This window comes from Devosia sp. LC5 (assembly GCF_000735585.1).
GTDB lineage: Bacteria > Pseudomonadota > Alphaproteobacteria > Rhizobiales > Devosiaceae > Devosia.
The window spans coordinates 95,598-115,033 of record NZ_JNNO01000008.1 but is presented as its reverse complement, the minus strand read 5'-3'; the positions used below and the strand labels follow the sequence as shown (position 1 = coordinate 115,033).

The window sequence follows — 19,436 nt, the reverse complement described above, 5'->3', positions numbered from 1 at the left end:
TTCTCCTCCTTCTCTGCTGGTTCCTGTTTGTTTTTTATGCACCGGACGCCCGCGAAGCTCTACACAGTGTAGCGCGCCGGCAGCGTCAGTTGTGTAAAAGAGACAGCTTATCCCCCTTATCCCCACCCGCCGCAGCTCATGCCATCATCCCCTCGTCACCCACGCCAAGCGCGATCATGACGAGTGAGGAGCGTGGGGATGGCCGGGGAGCATGGGGTCGCCCAGGCTCACGTGTTGATGTGGATGATTGCAGTCGGGTGTAGGACCGGATCGGCGACAGCAGGCTTAACGTCTTGAGCCCCCGGCACCGCATGCGGCCCGAAAGGGTGGCTGGTCGGACAGGCACGACAAGACCCGGCGCGATGGCGAGACCTTGGTTTCACCTTTTTTTTACGACCCAATCCGGGACCCTGGTCTCGCCATCGCCGCTGATTCCAAACGCTGGGCCACCGCTCCGGCGGCGCCAGCTCATACCTAAGTCTAACGTCATTATGACAAAGCCCGGATCGGGCCATGCGCCGACTGCATGATGCGTCTGTAGTTTGCGCCATGGCCTTTGCCAGCGAACAGGATCATGTTCCGTTTCGTCGCAGACCTCCATGAAGGAGCTGACCGATGTTTATCCGAGCCGTTTGGCGCAAGAAGCGCCTGGTCGACATCAAGCAGACATTGCGCGAGACGGATGTGCCATCTGCGCGAGACGCAGGGCTACTGGGGATTTGCGCTCCCGACTTCCCCCAAATGACTAAGGCGCTGTTCGACCGCTGAGCAGCGCTACAGACCCCGGAAGGTGCGGCCGCCGGTTTGCCGCTGGCTAGCCATATGCCCGCCGCACCGCTTAACCGGAGATGAACGCACCCGGTTAACGCCCCGCGCAGAATGCATAGCTCGTTTGACCAATCTCCCACTGCTCATCTTGCGAGCCCTGCCCTAAATATAAGCTCGTAAACAAAGGAGACTACCAAATGGACATTCGTAAAACCTTCAAGAAGTGGGCCGCCTACCAGCAGACCGTCCGTGAGCTTGCTGCTCTCGACAACCGTCAGCTGAATGACCTTGGTATTTCGCGCACCGACATCAATCGGATTGCTCGTGACCATGCCAGCTCGCTCTAAGATTTGCTGCACTGAACTTTCAGAATTCGCAAATCGAACACCCGCTTCTCACTGAGACGCGGGTGTTTTGCTTTAGGCGTACCGATCAGAACGCCAACCGGCCGACAAGTTCAGCATAATCCACCATCACCACATCGACAAAAGCCCGCCGCCGCTGGAGCAGCCCATACCACGCCTCGACATTGGGCATGGCGGGACGCTCGATATCCATGGTGAACCAGCGATAGAGCGACACGCCCGCCACGATATCGGCGTAGCTCAATTCCTCCCCCGCCACATAGGGATGGCCGGCCAGATTAGCCTCCAATATCCGCAAGGCCGCCAGCGTACGGGCATGTGCCGTCGCAATCGCCGCAGCGTCATGCTGCGGCTTGGGCGTGCGCACCAATAGCCAGAACAGATTGATCCAGGCTCTCCCATGCGGGTCCAAAGGTAGAGTTTGCGGCCTATTGCGCAAGCAGCAGTTGCGCGGTCCGGTCAGGCTTGGTATCTGCCGACCATGTCCACATCAGAACCTATTCATATCATCGGCGGCGGGCTCGCCGGGTCCGAAGCTGCATGGCAGGCTGCCGAAGCCGGTGCCACGGTCATCGTCCACGAAATGCGCGGCGTCAAAGCGACCGATGCGCATAGCACCGACAGCTTTGCCGAGTTGGTCTGCTCCAACAGCTTCCGCTCCGACGATCACGAGCAGAATGCCGTTGGCCTGCTGCACGAAGAAATGCGACGCCGCGGCTCGCTGATCATGCGCGCGGCCGACCTGCACAAACTGCCGGCGGGCGGAGCGCTGGCCGTCGACCGGCACGGCTTTTCCGACGAAGTCACCCGCGCCATCCACAATCACGCCAATATCACGGTGGTTCGCGAAGAGATCGCCGGCTGGCCGCCGGAGGATTGGAAGAATGTCATCATTGCCAGCGGGCCGCTGACCTCGCCTGCCCTGGCCGATGCGATCCTGGCCAAGACGGGCGAGGATGCGCTGGCCTTCTTTGACGCCATCGCTCCGATCGTCCACAAGGACAGCATCAATATGGACATTGTTTGGGCGCAGTCGCGCTATGACAAGGCAGGCCCGGGCGGCACGGGGGCGGATTATCTCAACTGTCCAATGAACAAGGACCAGTATTATGCCTTTGTCGAAGCGCTGATCGCGGCGCCGCTGCATGAGTTCAAAGACTGGGAAAAGGTGCCATATTTTGACGGCTGCCTGCCCATTGAAGTGATGGCCGAGCGCGGGCCGGAAACATTGCGGCACGGGCCAATGAAGCCGGTGGGGCTGACCAATCCGCGCGATCCGCTGGTCAAGAGCTATGCCATCGTGCAACTGCGGCAGGACAATGCGCTGGGCACGCTATGGAACATGGTCGGGTTCCAGACCAAGATGCGCTATGGCATTCAGGCGGAGATTTTCCGCATGATCCCGGGGCTGGAGAATGCCCAATTTGCCAGGCTGGGCGGGCTGCATCGCAATACATTCCTCAATTCGCCCAAAGTGTTGGGACCCGACCTCAAGCTCAAGGCCGATCCGCGCATTCGTTTTGCCGGACAGGTGACCGGCGTGGAAGGCTATGTGGAAAGCGCGGCAGTAGGCCTGATCACCGGGCGGCTCGCCGCGGCGGAAAGCCGGGGCGAGAGCCTGCCGACGCCGCCGCTGACGACCGCGCTTGGCGCGCTGGTGGCCCATATCACCGGCGGGCATATCGAGGCCGAAGGCTATAGCGGTGCACGCAGCTTCCAGCCGATGAATGTCAATTTCGGGCTGTTTCCCGAGGTGACGATTACCAAGCCGGAAGGCGCGGGCCGTTGGCGGGGCAATGACCGGACGATTGCCAAGCGCAAGGCGATTACCGCACGGGCGCTGGAAGATTTGAAGGGCTGGGCGTAAGTGCCCCCTGCATCAAGCCACGACCTCGTGGTTCGACGAGCTCACCATGAGGTCTACTGGTGGCGATGAATGACCAGTAGGCCTCATCCTGAGCCTGTCGAAGGGCGAGGTCGTGCTACCGGTTCCGCAGCGCCCACCACATCAAACGCGTAATCTTGCGCCAGTCAGGTTCGTCGGCGGCTGGCGTGAAGGCGTTTGGGGATTTATCCAGCTGCACTAGTTGCGCCTTGAGCATCGCGATGGGCGCAAAGGCGGGCTTGAGCTTGCCCGGGAGCGCAACAATGGCGGCTTCGGCTTTGGCGAGGTGGCCTTGGGCCAATTCGGTGATCTGACCCAGGGCTTCGACCAGGCCTTCGCTTTCCTGGCCGGAGAATATCTCGCGCTCCTGCACGCCGTTGGCGGCGAAGATGGACCAGGGCAACATGATACGGCCCTGCGAAACCGTGTAGCCGAAGGCTCGCAGGTGGCCAATCATGGCGTGGGCGACGCCCAGATGGCCGGCGGCGTCGCCGGTTTCGACGGGTTCGCCATCGTTCAGAATCATCGCGGCAAGTTGGTAGAGGGTCGACGTGGTCTCGCCCGCATAGCCCTCGAAACTCTCAAGATCGGGCATGGGATCGTCGTAAAGGTCGAAGCGGCGCGCGGCGATCAGGCGCTGCAATGTGCCGGCAGGGATGCGATAGCGCGCCATGGTGTCGAGCAAGGCATCGGCCACCGGGTTTTGCCTGACATCGCCATGGCCTTGCTCATCGAGCGCATCGGCCCACCATTGCAGGCGAATTTCGCCGGGAGCGGGGTTGGTGACGCGGTCGCGCACCGAGGCGACGTCGGCGTTGAAGGCGTAGAGCGCGGTGACGGCATCGCGCGCTGCCCCGTTCAGCACAAGGGTGGCGAGATAGCGGTCGCGGTCGTTGGAGCGCAGGTCTGCAGCAGCGTAGGAGAAGCTCTCGGCCGCCATCATCGTGCCCGATCTACAGCAATCAGCGCCGCGGCCACGGCGCGCTGCTCCGCAAACAGCACATTATAGGTGCGGACGGCACCGCCGGTGCCGATAGCTTCGACAATGACATTGCGCTCGCGGAAGGCCTGCCGGATGGCAGGATCGAGCGCGGCTATGTCATGGCCCAGGCCAATGAACAACACGTCGATATCGTCGGCAATAGCGAGGACCGGGGTGAGGCTCTCCAGCGTCAGCTGCGCCGGGGCGGTAACGTCCCAGGCGAACATGCCGGTGGGCAAGCAGAGCAATGAGCCGCGATGCGACATGCCGGCAAAGCGGAAACCGCCATTGCCATAGGCATCGAGGCCGACCTGCTCGGGATAATGTCCCGCCTCAATCACAATTAGACAGCTGCCCCGTCGGCGGGCTTGCCCTTCTTGTCCGCGTCGTCGGCCTCGGCGCGCGACTTGAGACCGAAATTGATCAGGATCGGGCCGTTGACGATGATCGAGGAATACATGCCGACAAAGCAGCCAAAGGTCATGGCGATGGTGAAACTGCGAATGACTTCGCCACCGAAGATGACCAGCGGGATCAGCGCCAGGAACACGGTGAACTGAGTCAGCGTGGTGCGCACGATGGTCTGGTTGATCGACATATCGATCAAATCGGGCAGCGGCATCTTGCGATGCTTGCGCAGATTTTCCCGGACGCGATCAGACACAACCACCGTTTCGTTAAGGGACAGACCCACCAATGTCAGCACCGCCGCGATGGAGGTCAGATTGAACTCCAATCCGGTCAATGAGTAGAGCCCGATGGTCATGATGACATCGTGCGTGGTGGTGGTAACGGCCGCCAAGGCGAATTGCCACTCGAAGCGGAACCAGATGTAAATCAGGATCGCAATGAGCGCGACGATGACCGCGATTGTGCCTTTCCATGCCAGTTCGCCCGACACGGTACCGCTAACGGCCTCGGTGCTGCGGATGGTGTAGTTTTCACCCGCGAGCGCATCTCGCACCTTGGACACGGCGACCTGGTCAGCGTCCTGACCGCCTTCCTGCGCCTGAACGCGGACCAGCACGTCTTCGGGGGTGCCAAAGCCCTGCACCTGGATTTCGCCAAGGTTGAGGCCATCCAGCGTTTCGCGGATCTGTCCGACATCGGCCGGACCACCTTCATGCTGGACGACGATGGCTGTGCCGCCGACGAAGTCGATGCCCAGGTTGAAACCCTTGAAATAAGCCGAACCGATGGAGAGGACACTGGCAACAATCGAGAAAGCGATCACATAGCGGCTGATCTTCATGAACGGGATTTTGGTCCCGTCCGGAACGAAACGGAAATGCTGGATCTTGAGCGTCTTGGGCCGGCGCGCGCGGAACCACATGCCCACGAAATACAGCGTGACCATATAGGAGGTGAACAGCGAGGTGAGAATGCCGAGCGCCAGGGTGACGGCAAAGCCCTGCACCGGGCCCGAGCCCAGGAAGTAGAGCACGATGGCGGCGATAAGCTGGGTCAGGTGGGAGTCGATAATGGTGCCCCAGGCCCGCTCGAAGCCCGCATTGATGGATTGTAGCGGCGAGCGGCCCGCCTTTTGCTCCTCGCGCATGCGTTCATAGATCAGCACGTTGGCGTCCACGGCCATGCCGATGGTGAGCACGATACCGGCAATACCGGGCAACGTCAGCGTTGCACCCAGCATTGAGAGCGCGCCGAAGATCAGCACGATGTTGAGGATCAGCGAGATATTGGCGAAGACGCCGAACAGGCCATAGGCGATGACCATGAAGGCCACGACGAGAACCGAAGCAACGACACCGGCGGTGAGGCCGTGCTGGATGGAGTCGGCGCCCAGGCTGGCGTCGACGGTACGTTCTTCAACGATATCGAGGCTGGCCGGCAGCGCGCCAGCGCGCAGCAGCACGGCAAGGTCGTTGGCAGACTGGGTGGTGAAATTGCCGCTGATCTGGCCAGTGCCCTGGGTGATGGGCTGCTGAATGACCGGAGCGGTGATAACGGTGTTATCGAGCACGATGGCGAAGCGCTGGCCCACATTGGCCGAGGTGATCTGGCCGAAGGTGACGGCGCCACGTGTATCGAAGCGGAAGCTGACCACGGGCATAGCGCGCTGCTGGTCATAACTGGGCTGGGCATCGACGAGAGACTCGCCGCCGAGCGCCACGTCTTCATACAGCAATTCGCTGCCGCCATCCTGGCTGGGCAGTATCATGGTACCGGCGGGGAGTCCCTGTGCCTCCGCGGTGGCCGCTGACATGCCGGGATAGACCATGTGGAAGGTCAGGCGCGCTGTGCGCGAAATGATGTCCTTGAGGCGGGTGGAATCGCCAAAACCGGGGACCTGCACCAGAATGCGGTTGGTGCCCTGGCGCTGGATCGACGGCTCGGTAGTGCCCAACTCGTCAATACGATTGCGGATGACTTCGATCGACTGCGCCACCAACGAGGAGGTGCGCTGGCTGATGCCTTCGGGGGTCAGTGTGATGGTCAGCCTGCCATCAGGCGTTTCGCCAAAGGCGAATTCATTGACGCCACCGACCGCGAACATGCCATTGGAAACGGTGTTCTGCAGGCCTTCGATGAGCGTGCGGGCCTGGTCCTTCTGGGTCGGATCGGTGAGCTCGATGGCAATGGAATTTGTCGCCGCATCGGTGGTGATCAGATTGCCGATGCCATTCTGGCTGGCCAGAATGTTGCGAGCATCGCGGCGCACGCTTTGCAGGCGCTCGGTGACAATCCCCTCTTCGCTGACCTGCAGCAGCAGGTGCGAACCGCCCTGCAGATCGAGACCCAGAACCACTGTCTGCTTGGGCAGGAAGCTCGGCCAGGCATCGCGCACATCCTGTGGCAGAAAACTGGGAACGGCGAAAAGTACGCCCAGCAAAGCTACGATGGCGATAACGGCGGTTCGGATCGGCGAAAATTGCATCTGTGCAGTCCTAGAGGCAGAAAAGCCGGAGCCCTTGGGCTCCGGCACAGAATGGCTGCTTACGCAGGCTTGTTGTCGTTGACCGGTTCAGCCTTGGAGCGCACGTCCGAGACCATGCCCCGCACGATCTTGACCTTGACGCCCGTGGCGATCTCGACTTCGAGATCTTCGCCATCGACGGCCTTGGTCACCTTGCCGACGATGCCGCCGGTGGTCACGACCGTGTCGCCGCGGCGGATAGCCGACAGCATGGCCTGCTGGGCCTTGAGGCGCTTCTGCTGCGGACGGAAAATCAGCAGCCAGAAAATCACCACCAGCAGCAGGATGGGCATCAGCTGGATGAAAATATCGGTCATGCCGCCACCGGCTGCGGGGGCGCCGGCGGCCTGTGCATAAGCGGGCGTTACAAACATGAAGTGTGCTCCTTATCTTGTCTTTTTAGCTTGTGGAGGGGTCGGCGCCAGAAACCGGCATCGTGTAACGATGCAAGTGGACGCATATGGGCCTGACTGCACTTGCGCCCCGGTCAAAATCGCGCGGACTATACATTTGCACCCTAGCGATTGCAAAGGCATTCGCGGGACCGCAAATTGCCGCGCCGACGACGAGGACAAAGACTTGAAGAGCAAAGACCAACTCACTGAAATTGCTGCATCCCTGGCCCGGATTGCCCGCTCTCTGGAGGCTCTTGCGCCTGCTGTACCGAGCATCGCGTCAACGCTCGGGAGCGAGGATGCCTATCACTGGGATGGCGATGCCGGATTGTTGATGGCAGTGCCCAAGGTCGCCCGCGTGCCGCTGGGGATGCTCAAGGGAATCGATGCGGTGCAGGATATCCTGCTCAAGAATACCGAGCAGTTCGCCCGGGGCCATGGCGCCAACAATGCGCTGCTGTGGGGCGCGCGGGGCATGGGCAAGAGCTCGCTGGTCAAGGCGATCCATGGCGATATCACGGCGCGCGAGGGATTTGAGCGGCTGGTGCTGATCGAGATTGCGCGGGAGGACCTGGAAACCCTCCCTGCCCTGATGCGGCTGATCGGCAAGGAAGCCGCGCGGTTCATCGTGTTCTGCGACGATCTGAGTTTTGACAGCGGGGAGACCAGTTACAAGTCGCTCAAGACCATCCTGGATGGCGGGCTCGAAGGGCGGCCGGACAATGTGCTGTTCTATGCCACCTCCAACCGCCGCCACCTGATGCCGCGCGACATGATCGAGAATGAGCGCTCGACGGCAATCAATCCCGGCGAGGCGGTGGAGGAGAAGGTGTCGCTATCGGACCGGTTCGGGCTGTGGCTGGGTTTCCACAATTGCGATCAGCCGACATTTCTCTCCATGGTGGAGGCCTATGCCGACCATTATGGTCTGGGGCTGGACGCCGAAACGCTGCGGGCGCGAGCGATCGAGTGGTCGGCGACGCGTGGCGCGCGATCAGGGCGCGTGGCGATACAATTAGTGCGGACACTGGCCGGGGAGATGGGCAAGGCGGTCTAGCCCTACGCTACAAACAAAAAATCCCCGCCGGGGCGGGGATTTTCTATGATTTGGCGTAGTCTCGCTTAGCTGGCGAGCAGCGGCATGGGATCGACCGGGGTGGCGCCCTTGCGCAGCTCGAAATGGAGCTGCGGCTGGGTAACCGAACCGGTCATGCCGGCGGCGCCGATAGTGTCACCGCGACTGACATTGGCGCCCTTGGCAACGCTCATGGACTTCAGGTGGGCATAGGCCGACACATAGCCATTGGGGTGGCGGATCAGGATCAGGTTGCCATAGCCCTCGACGCCCGAACCGACATAGATCACCGTGCCGTTTTCGGCGGCCTTGATGGCGCTGCCTTCGGAGGCTTCGATATTGATGCCCGTGCCGCGCGAGGCGGCGAAATCGGTGAGCACACGACCACTGACGGGCCAGCGGAACTTGGTATTGCCCGACATTGCAGGCTCGGCAGCCGACACATTAGCGACCTGGGTGGGTGCAGCGGGAGCAGGAGCTGCCTGCTGCGGAGCCGGAGTGGGCGTTGCCGCGGTCTGCAGCGTATTGGGCGCAGCAGCGGGCAAGGTCTGCTGCTGCGGGGTGGGCGCCGGATTGGTCGATGCGACCTGGACCGGCGCGGGCGCCTTGGTAGCCAGCAGGTCGGCGCGGCCTGGAATGATGACCTTCTGGCCCACCACGATCTTGTCAGGCGAAGACAGCCCATTGGCCTGGACGAGAGCCTGGGTGGTCACGTCATAGCGGCGGGCGATGGTATAAAGCGACTCGCCGCTGGCAATGGTGTGAGTGAATGTGCCGCCAGTGGCGGCCGGTGCAACCGTCGGAACGGCGCTATTGGTCGGCAGGGTGCCGAGCGTGGAAGGCGACGGCATCGGGGCCGCCGCAGCGAAGGCGGGCTGAGCTTGCATGGCTGGCTGGGATCCCATTGGAGACGGAGAACTCAATACAGGAAGGTCTTGGGACTGCACGGTGGGCGTAGTGCCCATCGCGGTAACTGGCGCCATTGGCGCAAGCGGCTGAGTGTAACCCGTCTGGACCGGCGAATTCCAACCGCCACCGACATTGGCCGGGGGCAGGAACTGGTTCTCGGCAACCTGCGGCGCACCGAGGCTGGACGGCATGGGCTGGGTGTAACTGGAAGGAGAGCTCTGCGGCACAGAAGCAGTTGTCGTCTGATCGCCGAATGTACGGCTCCCAAAGCTGGAACAACCGGAAAGGGCAACGGCGGCAGCCACCAGGCCAACCATCGCAACTGCACCTTTCGGTGCCCGACGGGATACGCGGATACTCATCAGCTCACTCGTACGCAGGTACTCAACACGAATTTGAGACTAAGCCGGTAAGGTAAAGACGAGTTTAAAGCCGATGCGATTTGAGCAAAATCGGAAGGGGTGGATTCTGGATTGGGTAAGGTTAAGAGGTGGGGTCTTGGCCGGTGGTTGCGGAGACATCGCACCCCTCACCCTGCAATTTCTTCTGAACGAAGAAATTGCTATCCCTCTCCCACAAGGGGCGAGGGTTGGCTTCGCGCTTGTCTATCTACTGAGCCTCCCTTCCCCCTCGTGGGAGAAGGTGCCCGAAGGGCGGATGAGGGGACCTTACTTAAAGCGCCAGTTTGCCTTTGAGGCGTTCCGTGGTGACCTGGTCCGTTTGTTGCAACAACAGCGGCGTCACCGTAATGGCCTTGTCTTGGCGCAGGACTTCGAAGTCGTGTTCGCGATCGAGCGGCAAAGGCGTTTCAGGAACGGCGACGAAGAATTTGCCGGGATTGTCGCTAGGATAATAGCGAAATGGGGAGCGCGAGAAGCGCTGGTGCTGCACCACTGAGATGCCAGAGACTTCGTCGGGCGGGCACCAGGGGAAATTGACGTTGTAATAGGTCTGACGCCCCTCGACGACCTCGAGGATGGCGCGGATTGTGGCGGCGCCGTAACGGACAGCATTGGCCCAATCGACTTCGCGGCCATGCTCGTAATTATTGGCCTGGCTCATGGCGATGGCGATGGCGCCCTGCAGGGCCCCTTCCCGCGCGCCGGCCGCGGTGCCCGAGCAATTGATAACATCGCCCAGATTCTGGCCGGCATTGACGCCGGACAGCACCAGATCGGCGGGCCGGTCCAGCAGATGGGTCATGCCGGTGACGACGCAATCGGCGGGCGAGCCGCCGATCACTGTGAAGGTGCGGTCCGCGCGCTGCTCGTAGTGCAGTTCGCGGCCCAGGGTGAAGCGGTGCCCTGCCCCGCTCTGATTGCCATCGGGCGCGACAATCCACACGTCGTCGCTGATGGCGCGAGCAATGCCGGCCATGACGGCCAGGCCCGGCGCATCCACGCCATCATCATTGGTGAGCAGGATGCGCAAGGTCATTAGCGGCCGCCGATGGAGGTGAGGCCGCCCATATAGGGTCGCAGCACTTCGGGCACGAGGACGGAGCCGTCCTCTTGCTGGTAGTTTTCCAGGACCGCGATGAGGCAGCGGCCGACAGCCGTGCCCGAGCCATTGAGGGTGTGCACGAAACGCGGCGCCTGCTTTTCGCCGGCGGGGCGGTAGCGCGCGTCCATGCGGCGGGCCTGGAAATCGCCGCAGACCGAGACCGAGGAGATCTCACGATAGGTATCCTGGCCGGGGAGCCAGACTTCGAGGTCATAGGTCTTCTTGGCGCCAAAGCCCAGATCGCCGGTGCACAGCGTCATGACGCGGTAATGCAGGCCCAGCTTTTGCAGTACGGCTTCGGCGCAGGTCAGCATGCGCTCATGCTCGTCCACCGAGGTTTCGGGCGTAGTGATCGACACCATCTCGACCTTGTTGAACTGATGCTGCCGCAGCATGCCGCGCGTGTCGCGACCGGCCGAACCGGCTTCGGAACGGAAGCACGGGGTCAGCGCGGTGAGGCGCATGGGGAGCGCTTCTTCGGACACGATGGATTCGCGGACGAGGTTGGTGAGCGGGACTTCGGCTGTGGGGATCAGGTAGAGCTTCGAACTTTGGAAGCCCTCGAAAATCTGATGAGAGTCGATTTCCGTTTTCAGAATTGCGATCGCCATCCGCTCGTTAGCCGCCTGCCGATTCAGCCTAGCTATCGCAATTGCGTTGCGGCCCGAATGGTCAGCGAGCTTAGCAATTTGCTGCTCAACCAACTGCAAACCGTATTCGCGTTGCGTTAGCTGCATTACCGCGTTGGTCGACGCATTGTCCCGCGATGTAGCAAAAAGGTCTTCTTCAAACTTGGGCAGTTGGTTGGTGCCGAACAACGCATCGTCCTTGACCAGCAGCGGTGGCTGGACTTCGGTATAGCCATGTTCAGTGGTGTGCAGGTCGAGCATGAACTGGCCGAGGGCGCGTTCCAGCCGAGCCACCTGCCCTTTCAGCACGACGAAGCGGCTGCCGGAGAGCTTGGCAGCGAGTTCGAAATCCATGTCGCCATTGGCGGCGACGCCGACCTCGTAATGCTCCTTGGGAGCAAAAGAGAAGCTGGGCTTAGGCGCGCGGGCCTTGGCGGCGGTGGCGGGCGAACCATTAGGGCCGAAATATTCGACATTATCGGCTTCATCGACGCCATCGGGCACATCTTCGAAGGCCAGGTTGGGCAGGACCGAGAGGGCATTGCGCAACTCAAGCTCGACAGCGCGTTCGTCGGCTTCGCCTTGTGGGATGGCTTCCTTGAGGGCGGCGACTCCGGCCATCAGCTCGGCAGCCTTGGCCTCGTCTTTCTGGGCCTTGGCCTGACCGATCTGCTTGGAAAGCGCGTTGCGCTTTTCCTGGGCCTCGTTGAGGCTGGCGATGATTTCCCGACGGCGATCATCGATGGCAAGCAGATCGGAGGAGCGGACCGACACGCCCTTGCGCCGCGAGATGGCGGCGTCGAATGCTTCGGCGTTGGCACGAATCCACTTGATATCGAACATCGGTTGATACGGGACGTCGCCCGCCTCTCTGATTGTTAGGGCTGGATAGCTCGGCCTGATGGCACGCCCGAGAAACCATCAGGACATGGCAGAGTGCTGCCACGACCCCCTCCGTCGCAACGCGCAGGACGAAGTCCGTAAATTTTGATCCTAGGACGAAGACTCGTCGGTCGGGGTCAGATCGGAGGCAGAGGACGCAGCAGCAGCGGCGCGCCGGCGCTCGACCATCCGCACGGACAGGATCGAGAGTTCGTAGAGCAGGTACATGGGGACAGCAAGACCGATCTGGGAAATCGGGTCTGGCGGCGTGATGACCGCCGCAAAGCACAGAATGGCGACGATGGCGTAGCGCCGGCCCTTCTTGAGCATGTCGACATGCACCAGATCAATCTGCGCCAGCAGGGTCAAGACGACCGGCAGCTGGAAACAGGCGCCGAAGGCCAGGATCAGCAGCATGGCGAGGCCAAGATATTCCGAGACGCTGGTCAGCATCTTGATGTCTTCGGTCTGCATGCTGGCGAAGAAATGCAGCGCCATGGGCAGCACGGCGAAATAGACCAGCGCCGCGCCAGCGATGAAGAAGATCGGCGTGGCAATGAGATAGGGAATGAACGCCTTGCGCTCGTGCTTGTAGAGGCCGGGTGCCACGAACATGTAGATCTGGCTGGCAACGACCGGGAAGCCGAGGAAAATCGCGCCGAACAGGGCCACGTTCAGATAGGTGAAGAACAGTTCCTGGGGCGCGGTATAGATCAACTCCGCCGTGGGAACGGACCGCAGATACGGGATCAACAGCGCATCGTAAATGTTCCGCGCGAAGATGAAGCAGATCACCATGAGGACGATGAGGGCAACAGCGGAATAAATCAGCCGCTTACGCAGCTCGATGAGGTGCTCAAGGAGCGGGGCTTCGCTACCGGCCAGTTCGTCTTCGACCGGCTTGCTCTTGTCTTCGATCTGCGGAGTGGCGTCGGCCATGATCTATTGGTTTCCGGCTTTCGCTTCGGTTGCGGGCGGCTTCGGTTTGGAGGCGGCTTTTGGCTTTGCTGCAGCTTTAGGCTTTGCTGTTGCGGTGGCGCGTTTGGCCGGCGTGGGCCTGGCCTGGGCTGGCGTGGCGGTTTCGGCACCTGTGGGCTTGGCGGCAGTTTTGCGCACAACCGGCTTTTTGGGAGCCGCCGCTTTGGCGGTTTCTGTCGGCAAGGGCGCCAATTGGGTGGTGATCACCGGACGGGTTGGCGCGGCTTTCGCCTTGACCGGGGCCTTGGGTTTGGCCGGAGCTTTTTTGGGCGCGGCGACTGGTTCGGTGGTGGTCATCAGCGGAGCAGCGGCGGCGGCAGGCGCTGCGATGCCAGCGGCGGCCTTAATCTCGTCCACCACGCTTTCAGCCTTGGGATCGGCCGGCTTGATGATGCCGCTCGGCTTCTGCCCGGTCGGCGTGATGGTGTTGAATTCGCGCCGGATTTCCTCGGCGGTTTTCTTGAGCGGGCTGGTGATGGAATTGCGCAAATTGCGCACTTCATCGAGACCGGAGGTCTTGTTAATTTCGCGCTGGAACTCACTGCCCGTGCGACGAATTTGACCGATTACCTTGCCAACGCGGTTCATCACCGCAGGCAGGTCCTTGGGGCCGATGAAAATCAGCGCCGCAAGACCGATGACCAGCATCTCTGTCCAGCTCAAGCCGAGCATAGTGTTCTATTCCTTAGAGGGCAACGCGGCCCTTAGGCCATAGCGAGCAGGACGCGATCAAGCGTCCTTGCTGCGGTCTACTTCGCGAGCATCGACTTCGGCAGAGGTGGTAACCCGTTCTGCCGGCTTGGTCTCTTCATCGCGCATGCCCTTCTGGAAGGCTTTGATGCCGGAGGCGACTTCACCCATCATTCCGGAAATCTTGCCGCGGCCGAACAACAGCACGACAACAACGGCGATAACGAGAATGCCCCAAATTCCTGGCGCGTGCATATTGGACTCCCTAGACTTTTCAGACGCGTGACACGCGATAGATATAGCGAGAAATAGGTTTAATCTCGACCAAACACAAGAACGTGTTTCTCGTTGAGGTTCACGAAGACGTCTTGGCCCACAGCAATATCGGCCCTGGACGGTTGGCGCAGGACCAAGGGGGCTTCGATCCCGTTGACTTTGACCTCGCAGATATCGATGCCAATAGCGTCGCGCTTGGCGATCAGGCGGCCCGGCGTGCCGGGGCCGCTGGTGGATAGATCGGCCCCGCCGGTGGGACGGATGGCGATGGTCACGGCAGCGCCATCGGGCAAACCCGGCGTGGCAACAGAGCCCAAAGGCGTGAGCGCGCGGCCGTTGACGACGATGGATTCGATTTCGCTGAGTGGAGAAAAGAAGCGGGCGGCATTGAGATCGACGGGGTGACGGTAGATTTCGGCGGCGGTGCCGATCTGGGCGATGCGGCCATGGCGGAGCAAAGCGACGCGGTCGCCCATGACCATGGCTTCCTCAGGATCGTGGGTGACGACAAGGCTCGTGGCGTGGGTTTCGCGGAGGACGGCAAGCGTTTCCTCGCGCACCGTTTCACGCAATCGTGCGTCAAGACTGGAGAAAGGCTCGTCGAGTAGCAAGACCGCTGGGCGTGGCGCGACGCTGCGGGCGAGCGCCAGGCGCTGTTGCTGGCCGCCGGAAAGCATGTGGGGATAATCGGCCTCGCGGGCGCCAAGGCCGACCCGGTGGAGCGCCGAGCGGGCTTGGGCGAGAGCCGAGGCGCGGCCGAGGCGGCGCAGGCCGAACAGTACGTTTTGTAGGACTGTGAGGTGCGGGAAAAGCGCAAAGTCCTGAAACATCAAGCCAATTCCGCGCCGGTCGGGCGAGATGGTGGCGCCTGGGGCCGACATGGTTTGGCCATTGATCAGCAGCGCGCCGGCATGGACGGGCTGGATGCCGGCGGCGACCCGGAGGGCGGTGGATTTGCCGGAGCCTGATTCCCCGAGCAGGCAGACGATCTCGCCGGGTTCGAGGCGGAGGGAGAATTGGTCGAGTACCACCCTGCCCCCGAGGTGGACGGTGACCGCGGCGAATTCGAGGGTGGCGGCGAAGCTGACGCCGGCGGTGCCGCGGGCGCCCCAGCTCCGCAGTTCGGTGGAATTCGGCACTATGAATTGTCCTCGACGTCTTCGTCGCCGGGCTCGAGCGGGTCTTCGTCGTCCCGCAGGGCGCCTTCGAAGGGGAGCGGGATCTGCAGGCTCGGTGGGAGGCGGTTGGAGAGGAGGCCTGAGCCTTTGAGTTCGTCCAGGCCGGGGAGATCGCTCAAGGCTTCGAGGCCGAAGTGATCGAGAAAAGCCTCGGTCGTTCCGTAGGTTACGGGGCGGCCGGGGGTGCGGCGGCGGCCGCGCATGCGGATCCATCCGGCTTCGAGCAGCAGATCGATGGTGCCCTTGCCGGTGGCGACGCCGCGGACTTCTTCGATTTCGGCGCGGGTGGCGGGCTGGTGATAGGCGATGATGGAGAGGGTTTCGAGGGCGGCGCGGGAGAGCGGGCGGGTTTCCTGCTCTTCGCGGCGGAGCAGGAAGCCGAGGTCTTCGGCGGTGCGGAAGGCCCATTTATCGGCGCGGCGAACCAGGTTCACGCCCCGGCCCGCATAGCGCCCGGCCAGAGTAACCAGCAATCCGTGCACGTCGGCCCCTTCGCCCAGATAGGCTAGCAGAGTGTTAGCATCCAGAGGCTCTTTCGATGCAAAGAGGAGAGCCTCGAGAATGCGCAAATGCCGCTCGGTGACCTCGCTCACGGCGTGTCACTCTTGCGGCGACGCATGAAAAGCGGCCCGAATGTCTCGGTTTGGCGCAGATCAATCTTGCCCAGGCGCACCAGTTCGAGGCTGGAGGCGAAGGTGGAGGCGCGAACGGTAGTGCGTTCGGCCGGGGTCGCCAGATATTCGGCGAGGTAGGTGTCCATGGCGACCCATTCGAAACTATCACCGATCAGGCGCTGTAGGATATCTCGCGCCTCCTGCAACGACCAGACGGTGCGCTGCAGCGGGGTATAGTCGGTGGTGGCGCCGCGTTCGCGCTGGCCGACATAGGCCTTGAGCAGATCGTAAAGCGAGGCTTCCCACAGGCTCTTGCGATTGATCTCGATGGGCTCGGGGGCGCCGCGGGCGTAAATCTGGAAGCCGAGACGCGGACGGTTCATCAATTGGCTGGCGGCGCGGCGCATGGCTTCGAGCCGCTTGAGGCGGAATTGCAGCATGGCGGCGAGCATTTCGCCGGACGGCTCTTCATCGCTAGGCGCCTGGGGCACCATGAGGCGGCTTTTGAGATAGGCGAGCCAGGCAGCCATGACCAGATAGTCGGCCGCAACCTCGATGCGCTTCTCGCGCACGGTCTCGATGAATTTGAGATATTGCTCGGCGAGCGCCAGAACGGAAATGGCGGCCAGATCGACCTTCTGGCGGCGGGCGAGATCGAGCAGCAGATCGAGCGGGCCTTCATAGCCATCGACATCGACATACATAACGTCTTCGTCGACCGGCGCCGCCGGCGTATCGAACCAATCGGTCTGTGGGCTCGTCATGTCAGTCGGTGGCCGCCTTGCAAAATATGCAACAATCCTTGGCCTTTGGACCAAGCAGCGTCAAGCGTTGCGCCGGGTGTTGTGCGGTTTTGCCCGGTAGTAGATCACCCTGCCCCAGGCCCGGGGCTCCCATCACCCCACCCTCATTCCCTCCCCATCGAGGGGAGGGAGGCGCAAGCACAGCCGTCTCGGCTCCATCGTCTCCCTCCCTCTTGGGGGACGGATCAAGGTGGAGGTCTTTCTTGGAACAGCGTATCGGAAAGGCCCCACCCGGCCCTATGGGCCGACCTCTCCCCCGAAGGGAGAGGTGAAGGGGTTACATCGTGAAGCAGTCGCCGCCGGCAGCTTTGACCTGGGTGCACATGTCATTGGCCGCTTGCAGGGAATTGGCGGGGACGCGGACGCGGTAGAAGATGCCGCGGGCGCCCAAGTCGACGCGCTGGACTTCCATATTGGCGCCGCCAAAGAGCGGGCCAAAGCGGGTGACCATGGCCTGGGCCGTCTGGCGGGCCTCGGCTTCGCTGCGCTGGGAGGCGAGCTGGACATAGGCCGGGGCGTCATTGGGCAGGGCATCGACCTCGGTGGCGCCGGGCGGAATGGCGGCGGTGCTGGCTGCTGGCGCCGGCGTGGGTGCAGGCGTCGGTGCTGGCGCTACGGCGGCATCGTTGATGATGGCATCGACCGTGGTGGCGGGAGCTGCGGAAGCCGTCTGCTGGGCGAAGCTGGCAGGACGGGTGCGCGGCACGATGGTGGTCTTGCCCGCAATCGGATTGCCGGCGGCATCGACCGCCGGAACGGTGGAGCCGGGCGTTACCGGCGTCACGGGCGGGACCACGGGAGTGGCCGCCGGCGTGGGTGCCGGTTCAGCCTCGGCAGCAGCGGCGAGCAGTTCGGGGCTGGCAGTTTCGGCACCGGGAACTTCGGGCACATTGGGACGATCGACCGGCAGAATGGCCGAGCCGGCCACGGTTTCTTCGCCGCTGACAATGGTGCCATCGGGACGCACGGTGACGGTGCGGACCTTGCGATTGGCCAGGCCTTCTTCGCTGACGGATGGAGTCGAGGCAACCTGAGTCACCTCGTTCACATCAGCCTGATCGCGCGAGACCAATTGCTCGTCACTGCCGGGCTGCACGCCGTCGATTTCGTTGAAGACAACGGATTGCTGCGCAGCCCCGGTTGCAGGCTGGGCGGCCGGCGTTTCCTTGATCGGGGTAGCGTCGGCGGTGAGTACTGGCGGGGGACCGCTCTCCCCACCCATGCCCAGGACCCAATAGAGGCCAAAGCCGGCGGCGGCGAGCAGCACGATGGCAACGACAGGACCGGCCAGAGCGCGAGAAAAGTTAAAACTGCGCGGCGCGCGGGGAGCGCGTTCGGCCCCAATCCGGCGCTTGCCGGGCTTGGCCTCTTCTGCATCGGGCGTTTCGACCCAACCGATATCGGCACCAGTCGCGGCGGCGGCCGCCAAAATGGTTTCGTCGACTTCCGAAACGGGGCGCGGCGGCTTGGCGGCCGGCTGCACCAGAGTGGGCGTAGCGAGGCTGCGCAAAGCGGGGCTGGCCACGGGCCGGTCTCCGGTGGGCTTTGCCGGAGCGGAGGAATCCATGTCGACCCGGACGGCGCGGCCGATCAGGTTCTCGATTTCATCGATCGGGTCGCTGCCGAGCGTGCCGGCGGCGCTTTCGGTGACGGTTGACGTCGCGGAAGCCGGGGCCTCGGCGCGCCGCTCGGACGGCGTCGGCGCTTCTGGCGCGGATGTGCTGACGGCGGGCGTGCCTGGACGCGTGCCCAGACCGAATACCGGGGGAATCTTGAAGCTGTCGGCCTGCAGCTTTGGCGCAGGTTCCGGGCTGGGCTGCCGATGTCCGGCGCCCTCATCCTGATCGACAACAAGACCGCCCGACACGACCGGACGGGCCGCCTGCTGGGCCGGAGCAGCCACCAGGGGTGCCGCGGCGGGCGGGGGTTCGGGCTGGGTATCGCCCAACAGCTCGGCGGCGATCAGATCGGCAATGCTGTCATAGTCACCGCTGGCCGGCGCAGAAGGCGCGGTATCTGGCGATGGCGATGGGGCCGAAGCGGGCGCGGCGCCGGCCGGCTGTGGCGCCTGCGGCACGGGAGAGCTGACCGGCGAGGACTTGGGTGCGAAATCCAGGTCAAAATTGAAGGCGTCAGGCTCACGCCTGGCTTCGGCGGGAGCCGGCGCGACGGGCGTTGGCGCCACCACAGGCTTGGCGGTGACGACGGGCGCGACAGGCGCTGGTTCGGGCTCGCGACGGGGCGGAACGGCTTGCTGCGCTGCAGGCTGCGGCGCGGCAGGCGTTTCGGCAGGACGATTGAAGTCGAAACGCGGCACGGGCGTTGGACTGGCTGCGGCAGGCGACTCGCCGCCCGGGATGCGAACCGGGAACGGCGTGGGCTGAGGAGAAGCTGGCTGTGGGGCGGACGGCGCCGGAGAATCCGTGCGCGCGTCCTGCGCCATCAATTTCGCGAGTTCTGCGATCAGGTCGTCGGCGTCAGATTGTCCGGCCATTGGCTGCGGTTTCGCTGTTGTCATCAAGCAGCGCCTTCTTGGTTACTGCAACGGCGCCCAATATAGGCAGTTTGC

The 19,436-nt window shown here is 62.8% G+C and carries 19 protein-coding genes; 4 read left to right on the top strand and 15 right to left on the bottom strand.

Annotated elements, in window-relative coordinates; genetic code table 11:
- Positions 1-615 precede the first annotated feature (615 nt).
- On the top strand, positions 616-768 hold the full coding sequence (locus FF80_RS21835; protein ID WP_160172801.1) for a hypothetical protein: 153 nt from the start codon (positions 616-618) through the stop codon (positions 766-768).
- Between the two features lie 197 nt (positions 769-965).
- The gene (locus FF80_RS21300; protein WP_081917282.1) at positions 966-1,115 is read left to right on the top strand and encodes a DUF1127 domain-containing protein; all 150 of its coding nucleotides are present in this window, start codon (positions 966-968) and stop codon (positions 1,113-1,115) included.
- An 85-nt stretch (positions 1,116-1,200) separates the two neighbouring features.
- On the opposite strand, the gene FF80_RS05975 is transcribed toward FF80_RS21300, so the two are convergent.
- Positions 1,201-1,545: a glutathione binding-like protein gene (locus tag FF80_RS05975; protein WP_160172800.1), complete on the bottom strand. Its 345-nt coding sequence runs from the start codon at positions 1,543-1,545 to the stop codon at positions 1,201-1,203.
- 69 nt (positions 1,546-1,614) lie between these two features.
- On the opposite strand from FF80_RS05975, the gene trmFO reads away from it, so the two are divergent.
- Complete coding sequence (gene trmFO / locus FF80_RS05970; RefSeq protein ID WP_035098495.1) at positions 1,615-3,000, top strand: methylenetetrahydrofolate--tRNA-(uracil(54)-C(5))-methyltransferase (FADH(2)-oxidizing) TrmFO; 1,386 nt, start codon at positions 1,615-1,617, stop codon at positions 2,998-3,000.
- A gap of 115 nt (positions 3,001-3,115) precedes the next feature.
- On the opposite strand, the gene FF80_RS05965 is transcribed toward trmFO, so the two are convergent.
- Genes FF80_RS05965 through yajC form a run of 4 tightly spaced genes read right to left on the bottom strand, consistent with a single transcriptional unit; the run spans position 3,116 to position 7,309 of the window.
- Positions 3,116-3,961, bottom strand: coding sequence for a phytoene/squalene synthase family protein (locus FF80_RS05965; RefSeq protein WP_081917280.1), 846 nt, complete (start codon positions 3,959-3,961; stop codon positions 3,116-3,118).
- On the bottom strand, positions 3,958-4,341 hold the full coding sequence (locus FF80_RS05960) for an MTH938/NDUFAF3 family protein (protein WP_348270316.1): 384 nt from the start codon (positions 4,339-4,341) through the stop codon (positions 3,958-3,960). Before FF80_RS05960 ends, FF80_RS05965 begins: the two co-directional genes overlap by 4 nt.
- A 2-nt stretch (positions 4,342-4,343) precedes the next feature.
- The gene (secD, locus tag FF80_RS05955; protein ID WP_035098489.1) at positions 4,344-6,896 is read right to left on the bottom strand and encodes a protein translocase subunit SecD; all 2,553 of its coding nucleotides are present in this window, start codon (positions 6,894-6,896) and stop codon (positions 4,344-4,346) included.
- A gap of 59 nt (positions 6,897-6,955) precedes the next feature.
- Positions 6,956-7,309 (bottom strand): preprotein translocase subunit YajC, encoded by a 354-nt coding sequence (yajC, locus tag FF80_RS05950; protein WP_035098487.1) that lies wholly within the window; start codon positions 7,307-7,309, stop codon positions 6,956-6,958.
- A 205-nt stretch (positions 7,310-7,514) separates the two neighbouring features.
- Between yajC and FF80_RS05945 the strand changes: the two genes are divergently transcribed.
- Positions 7,515-8,387: an ATP-binding protein gene (locus FF80_RS05945; protein WP_052153236.1), complete on the top strand. Its 873-nt coding sequence runs from the start codon at positions 7,515-7,517 to the stop codon at positions 8,385-8,387.
- A gap of 65 nt (positions 8,388-8,452) precedes the next feature.
- Here FF80_RS05945 and FF80_RS05940 read toward each other — a convergent pair whose 3' ends face one another.
- The 10 genes from FF80_RS05940 to FF80_RS20850 all read right to left on the bottom strand — a co-directional run bounded on the left by FF80_RS05940 (position 8,453) and on the right by FF80_RS20850 (position 19,361).
- On the bottom strand, positions 8,453-9,256 hold the full coding sequence (locus FF80_RS05940; RefSeq protein ID WP_160172799.1) for a M23 family metallopeptidase: 804 nt from the start codon (positions 9,254-9,256) through the stop codon (positions 8,453-8,455).
- A 730-nt stretch (positions 9,257-9,986) separates the two neighbouring features.
- Positions 9,987-10,751, bottom strand: a complete 765-nt coding sequence (surE, locus tag FF80_RS05935) for a 5'/3'-nucleotidase SurE (protein WP_052153234.1) — start codon at positions 10,749-10,751, stop codon at positions 9,987-9,989.
- Complete coding sequence (serS, locus tag FF80_RS05930) at positions 10,751-12,289, bottom strand: serine--tRNA ligase (protein WP_035098485.1); 1,539 nt, start codon at positions 12,287-12,289, stop codon at positions 10,751-10,753. Before serS ends, surE begins: the two co-directional genes overlap by 1 nt.
- A gap of 150 nt (positions 12,290-12,439) precedes the next feature.
- The gene (tatC, locus tag FF80_RS05925; protein ID WP_052153233.1) at positions 12,440-13,267 is read right to left on the bottom strand and encodes a twin-arginine translocase subunit TatC; all 828 of its coding nucleotides are present in this window, start codon (positions 13,265-13,267) and stop codon (positions 12,440-12,442) included.
- Positions 13,268-13,270: 3 nt separating this feature from the next.
- Positions 13,271-13,978, bottom strand: a complete 708-nt coding sequence (locus tag FF80_RS05920) for a twin-arginine translocase TatA/TatE family subunit (protein WP_035098484.1) — start codon at positions 13,976-13,978, stop codon at positions 13,271-13,273.
- A gap of 57 nt (positions 13,979-14,035) precedes the next feature.
- A complete protein-coding gene (tatA, locus tag FF80_RS05915) occupies positions 14,036-14,251 on the bottom strand; it encodes a twin-arginine translocase TatA/TatE family subunit (RefSeq protein ID WP_035098482.1) in 216 nt (71 codons plus the stop codon).
- 59 nt (positions 14,252-14,310) lie between these two features.
- The gene (locus FF80_RS05910) at positions 14,311-15,411 is read right to left on the bottom strand and encodes an ABC transporter ATP-binding protein (protein WP_035098480.1); all 1,101 of its coding nucleotides are present in this window, start codon (positions 15,409-15,411) and stop codon (positions 14,311-14,313) included.
- Entirely contained in the window at positions 15,411-16,043 is a 633-nt protein-coding gene (gene scpB, locus FF80_RS05905) for an SMC-Scp complex subunit ScpB (protein WP_035098479.1), read from the bottom strand. The genes FF80_RS05910 and scpB overlap by 1 nt, the downstream gene beginning before the upstream one ends.
- A complete protein-coding gene (locus FF80_RS05900; protein ID WP_035098477.1) occupies positions 16,040-16,828 on the bottom strand; it encodes a ScpA family protein in 789 nt (262 codons plus the stop codon). Before FF80_RS05900 ends, scpB begins: the two co-directional genes overlap by 4 nt.
- A 316-nt stretch (positions 16,829-17,144) precedes the next feature.
- Positions 17,145-19,361 carry an SPOR domain-containing protein gene (locus tag FF80_RS20850; protein ID WP_152558282.1) on the bottom strand — a complete coding sequence of 739 codons (2,217 nt, stop codon included), beginning with the start codon at positions 19,359-19,361 and terminating at the stop codon, positions 17,145-17,147.
- Positions 19,362-19,436: the final 75 nt, after the last annotated feature.